3 protein-coding genes are annotated in these 6,153 nt (G+C 62.6%); all 3 read left to right on the forward strand.

The features are described from left to right. The first annotated feature begins 99 nt into the window (after positions 1 to 99). The 3 genes from mobF (at position 100) to F8O05_RS12970 (ending at position 5,745) form a co-directional block, all read left to right on the forward strand. Complete coding sequence (gene mobF / locus F8O05_RS12955) at positions 100 to 3,627, forward strand: MobF family relaxase (RefSeq protein WP_158053179.1); 3,528 nt, start codon at positions 100 to 102, stop codon at positions 3,625 to 3,627. 168 nt (positions 3,628 to 3,795) lie between these two features. Then, positions 3,796 to 4,131 carry a hypothetical protein gene (locus F8O05_RS12960; protein ID WP_158053161.1) on the forward strand — a complete coding sequence of 112 codons (336 nt, stop codon included), beginning with the start codon at positions 3,796 to 3,798 and terminating at the stop codon, positions 4,129 to 4,131. A gap of 756 nt (positions 4,132 to 4,887) precedes the next feature. Then, positions 4,888 to 5,745: a helix-turn-helix domain-containing protein gene (locus F8O05_RS12970; RefSeq protein ID WP_158053162.1), complete on the forward strand. Its 858-nt coding sequence runs from the start codon at positions 4,888 to 4,890 to the stop codon at positions 5,743 to 5,745. Positions 5,746 to 6,153: the final 408 nt, after the last annotated feature.

The following is a 6,153-nucleotide window of genomic DNA, read 5'->3' on the forward strand; positions in this document are numbered from 1 at the left end:
CCTTGGGGTGATGGCAGAGCACCATCAGGAGCAGGTGCCCCGCCCCTCCCACCCGTCGCCGGTGGAAGCAGCGCGCACCTATGAGGTGTGACGGTGTCGATGCGCGTGATGTCAGCGGGGGAGGGCTACCGCTACCTCCTCAAGAGCGTCGTCACCGGCGACGGCAACCGTGACCTCACTGACGCATTGACCCGCTACTACCAGGAGAAGGGCAGCCCGCCCGGGTTCTGGGCCGGGTCAGCACTCACCGGCCTCGAAGGATCCACGATCACCGCTGACGCAGAAGTCACCGAAGAACAGCTGCGGTTCCTGATCGGAGAAGGCAGGCACCCGGTGACCGGGGAACCGCTCGGATCCCCCTACCGCTCATTCCTGACCCGGCAGGAGCGCATCGATCGCCGCACCCAGGCACTCCCCGACACCCTCGAAGAAGCGGAACGCGAACAGCAGCTCGAACTCATCGAGACGGAAGAACGGCAACGCCCGACACGACATCCAGTCGCCGGCTACGACTACACGTTCTCCGTACCGAAATCGGTGAGTGTGTGGTGGGCGGTCGCCGACGGAGGCACCCAGGCGCTCATCGCCCGCGCCCACCACCAGGCGATGGCACAGGTTCTGGATCTCCTCGAACGGGATGTCGTGATGACCAGGGTCGGGCACAACGGTCTCGCGCAGGTCGAAGTCACCGGCGTGCTCGCGACAGCGTTCGATCACTACGATTCCCGCTCGAACGAGCCACAGTTGCACACGCATCTCGTCATCGCGAACCGTGTCCAGGGCGTCCATGACGGCAAGTGGCGTGCGATCGATGGCAGACCGATGCACGCCGCGGTGGTCGCCCTCAGTGAGCACTACAACAATGCCCTCGCCGATCAGCTCACCCGTGACTTCGGCATCGGGTGGGAAGCCAGAGACCGCGGCCCCAGGCGTGCATCGGCGTGGGAGATCACCGGGATCCCCGACACCCTCATCGAGGAGTTCTCCTCCCGTTCCCAAGCGATCAATGCCCGCACGGACGAACTCATTGCCGACTACGAGCAGCAGCACGGACGCCGCCCGTCACGCAAGACCATCATCCGGCTCCGCGCCCAAGCCACCCTCGCCACCCGCCCCTACAAGCAGGTCTACGCCCTCGCGGAGCTCACCGAACGGTGGCGGGTCCGCGCCACCAGCGTGCTCGGGCAGGACGCCAGCAACTGGGTGCAACAAGCCATCAGCAGTACCACCCCGCAGCCGCTCCTGCGAGCAGACGACATCCCACTGGAGACCATAGATGACATCGCGCAGCGCGTGGTCACCACCGTCGGGGAGTCCAGATCGACCTGGAAGCGATGGAACCTTCACTCCGAAGCCTCGAGACTTCTCAAAGGGATCCGCTTCGCATCGATCACCGATCGGGAAGCGGTCACTGGCCTGATCTCTGACCGGGCGGAAGCCGCATCCGTGCAGCTCTCCCCGCCAGAGCTGGCCGTATCGCCCACACACTTTCAACGCTCTGACGGAAGCAGCACCTTCCGCATTAAACACGGCACCCTGTACACTTCCCAGCAGATGCTCGACGCCGAAGACCTCCTTCTACGTCTGGCGCACACCCACATCGCACCCCTCGTGCCGCATGACCTGCTCGAGGGCGTCACCCGCAGAACTGACCGCAAGGGCCGCAGGCTCGGCGCCGACCAAGCAGCAGCGATCACTGTCATCGCCACTTCCGCGCGCACCGTCGATGTGCTCATCGGCCCGGCAGGCACCGGGAAGACCACGACGCTCGCCTCCCTGCGCCGCGCGTGGGAGCTCGCACACGGCAAGAACAGTGTGGTTGGGCTCGCCAGCTCCGCCGACGCCGCGCAGGTGCTCGCTGCCGACCTCGGCATCCGTACCGAGAACACCGTCAAGTGGCTCCACGAACACGACGCAGGCAGATGGCGGCTGCGCCGCGGGCAGCTCATGATCGTCGACGAGGCCTCCCTCTCCGGCACGATCGCACTGTCACGTCTCGCCGCGCACGCCGAACAGGCCGGTGCGAAACTCGTCCTCGTCGGCGACTGGGCACAACTCGGCGCCGTCGAAGCCGGGGGAGCGCTCGGCATGCTCGCCCGCGACCTCGACCACACCCCCGAACTCCACGACGTACGACGATTCCGAAACCCGTGGGAGAAACACGCCTCCCTCCGCCTCCGCCTCGGCGAACCATCCGTCATAGACGACTACGACGCCCATGATCGCCTCACCGCAGGGAGCTACGAGCACATCACCGAACGTGCCTACCTCGCCTGGCAGAGCGACATGCGAAGCGGCAAACAGAGCATCCTCGTTGCCGAAACCCTCGAAACCGTCACCACCCTGAACATCCGGGCGCGCACCGACCGCATCTTCACCGGCCACACCAGCGCAGGAGCCAGCATCACTCTCTCCTCTGGCACTAAAGCCAGCGAAGGCGACCTTGTTATCACCCGGAAGAACGACCGCCGACTCAGCACAGGAGGACCTCGCTGGGTCAGAAATGGCGACCGCTGGCGCATCACCAACATCCACGCCGACGGATCCGTCACCGTCCGCCGTGCGGGAACCCGATTCGGCGGCGCCATACGTCTCCCTGCCGACTACGCGACCCACAACCTCGACCTCGGCTATGCAATCACCGTGCACCGTGCACAAGGTGCCACCGTCGACACCGCACACGCGATCGTCCACTCACCCCAGATGACCCGCGAGAGCCTCTACGTCGCGATGACCCGCGGCCGCGAAGCCAACCATGCGTACGTCGCTATCGACCAGTTCCCTCTCGAAGAACACCAGAAGCATCCCGAGCCCGACGTTACCGCCCGAGGCGTTCTCGCCGGCGTCCTTGCCCACGAGAGTGCGGAGAAGTCCGCTCACGAACTTCTCCGCGCCGAACACGAACACTGGACCTCTATTGCGCAGCTCGCCGGAGAATACGACACCATCGTCGCCCACGCACAGCACGACCACTGGCTCGATATCCTCGAAGCGTCCCCCCTCACCACGGACCAGGTCGACGCGATCACTGAATCCGATGCCTACGGGGCGCTTGCCGCGGAGCTGCGCCGTGCGGAGGCGGAGAACTATGACATCGCACGCTTGGTACCCGCGCTCATCGCGTCTCGTCATTTAGCCGGTGCCGACGATCTCGCCGCGGTGATTCTCCAGCGCCTTAGGGCTGCAACCGCCAATGCGACTGGTAGCACCCAAGCGCGCCAGCCCGCGAAGATGATCGCAGGACTCATCTACGAGTTCACTAGCGACACGGACCCGCTCACCCAGCAGGCGCTCGAGGAGCGCCGCGTTCTCATCGAGCAACGCGCCCAGGCCCTCGCCGAGCAAGCGGTGCGTGACCGGCCACGCTGGATCGAATCCCTCGGTACCCCACCCGTGCGGCCTGCGGCACATGACCAGTGGATGCGCAATCTGCGTACCATCACCGCCTATCGAGACCGACATGGCACCACCGACCCGTATCGGCCTCTCGGCGACCCTCCGCGGAACCGCAATCAAAGCATGGACGCCGTCCGCGCGCAGCAAGCTGTCGCGAACGCTGCCCGATTCGCCGCGGCACTAGGAGTCCGTACTGCACCTGCTCAACAGCAGAGTGGTCCGCGGCTCTGAGACGGTTTCCCTTGAAAGAAGAGGAGGGAAAAGTAGAATGGGAGTGGTAGCAATCACAACTTCTGGTTGGCCATGACAAACAGCCAACGTTCCCGACTCCGGGCGCGGACATCACTCTCCTAGCCGCTACCGACCTTCCATCCCGGTCAGTGAGAGGTTGCGTGCCCAATGATTCGAGCCGCATGGAACGTCGGCATTGCTGTCCACGCGTTCCTATATTTCGCACCTACGAATCTCCTCCTGCGACGTCTTCGGGTAGTCGGCAGTCTGCAACGAGTTGCTCTCGGGCTATCCCTAGCAGTCGCCTATCTCTTTGCGTTCGGTTTCTGCTTCACGATTCTCGATCGCGGCGGAGCGTTGTTGTTTGCGTTCCTCGGGTTCCTGATGTTCTGGAACGCCTGCAAGTTCGCCTGGATGGTCTTGCTCACCCCCGCGCACCTCGCGCGGCGCCTGCACGGCAACCGTCATGCAAAGACCACAGACAGCCACGTTTCACCAATGTAGACAAGCGTAGACTTGGGTACGCGAGTCACTCATCTCAACTGAAAATGGAGCTCCACGCAAGAGTGGCACGCAGATGGCACGAGCGGTACGCGATAGTAGAGAACTCGCGGGATTCCGCCCCTCAGCGCCAGTATCGACGAGAACTGGGACTTCTGACACACAAAATCACCCACCCTGCACTCACACATTCACTGAAAGACATAGCGTGATCCGAAACATTTCCATCCTTGTCGGCAGTCTTCGCCGAGACTCCTACGCCCGCACGATCGCTTACAACCTCATCGACCAGTTCCCTAGAATAACGACGATCCCGACGGGACCGGCATCCCGTGTTTTTGGGCCGTCGCTGACACGAGTCAGATCCGCGCGTGCATGAACTTGAACACGACCGATCAGTTGCTGGTCGCCGTTGTGAGTACGTCGGTGCTGCTCGTCAGATTTCCCGGCCCCGTGATCGCGCCGGGCAGGACGGTGGCAGGGACATGAGCGCTCGACTTTGGGGGGTGGTACCTGCGATGTCCTGGCCTTTGTGTCCTTCTGCCTGCGAGCGTCAGACACAGCTGGTGCCGACAATCTATCGGCGATCGAGCAGTCGATCGGCTAGCAGCTTACGGTAACTGGGCCGGTGCTGGTCGGTGTGCTGCGCTCCGCCCCCTCCACTTGGATGCCCGATTGTGGCGTGACGGGCCGTGATGCGCTGTGTTGGGTTGGGGTGGGCAGCGAGATTTCTCGCCACTTGTTGCAAGTACTCGGACGATGCATCGTCCGGTTGGCCCGGTGACGTACGACTGCGTTAAGGTCATCGTCGTCCGGGACGGCAGCGCATTGTTATTCAGCGAGTTCGGGCAACGGATCGTCACGGTCGGTGACATTGTCGTGTTGGGCGCGAATGTGCTCTGTGGCAGTGAACCGGAAGGTCATATCACCACCACCACGATCTACCTTGACACGGACTTTGTGATCGATCAGGTGTTCTGGCAGAACGCTTGGCTGCTGCGCGATCGTTTAGATGCACAGCGGTTCACCAAGGCTCTCTATAGCGAGCCTGCTCAAGTGCTTCGGCTTGGAGAAGACCGCACTGGCATGTTGATGCCGTGGCTAGACGAGCTCGTCGCGCGCAGCATCGATGGCGGATTCGCGCATCATTTCCATCGCATGCAGGCACTGTGGTTCGCTATCGCTGACGTGGTCAGTCCGTTCCTGAAGGTCACGCCGATACGTCAAAGCCGCTCGCAGCGCGCGCATGCCCGCCCGACGTTACCCAGGTGCCGAAGGTTCGCACCGGCCAGAGATGAGGCCCATCAAACTCGCGCTACTCTGGCCAGTGATATCGCCATGAACTGGACGCTGGATGTCTTGTCGGCTCGGGTGCATTTATCCCCGAAGCAACTTTCACGAGTGTTCACCGAGACTTACGGTAAGACGCCGTTGGCGTATTTGACGATGCTTCGGGTTGAGGAGATGGCTCACCTGCTGCGTGAAACTGATCTCACCATCGATGCCGCTGCCCGCAGGGTTGGGTGGGCGAGTCGGAGCCGTGCCAATGAGGCATTCCAGGAGTGTGTGGGTATGACGCCGAGCGAATATCGCCGGATGCGCCGCGCCGAGAAGTGACCGGGAACTGGACATCTCTGGCGTCCTTCGGGACGTCTTCTGCGGCACCGCTGCCTGGTGCTGGTTTTGGCTGGTAGGACGGTAAGGACTGTTGGGTTCAGTGTTGTTCCTGGCGGTCGTCCCGTACTTTGACTTCCGCTCGTGGCTCATGTGTTCCCGGCGTACCTGGTAGTCGCAGGCCCTGCTCACAGCAGTGGCCTGTGCACAGACAGGTTTCTGGGAGAGGCGGACGCGATGGCGAAGAAGTGGGAGGAAGTACGAGCAGCGCGTGAAGCAAAGCTTGTGATGTCCCGTGTTTGATAGAGGGTAGGAACCAAATCAAAGGGAGATTCCTACTCATGCCAGCGAAGTACTCGAAAGAGTTGAAATCCAGAGCCGTAGAGCTCGTGCTCCATGCCCAATCCGATC

This window comes from Gulosibacter chungangensis, from assembly GCF_008831155.1.
Classification (GTDB): Bacteria; Actinomycetota; Actinomycetes; order Actinomycetales; family Microbacteriaceae; genus Gulosibacter; species Gulosibacter chungangensis.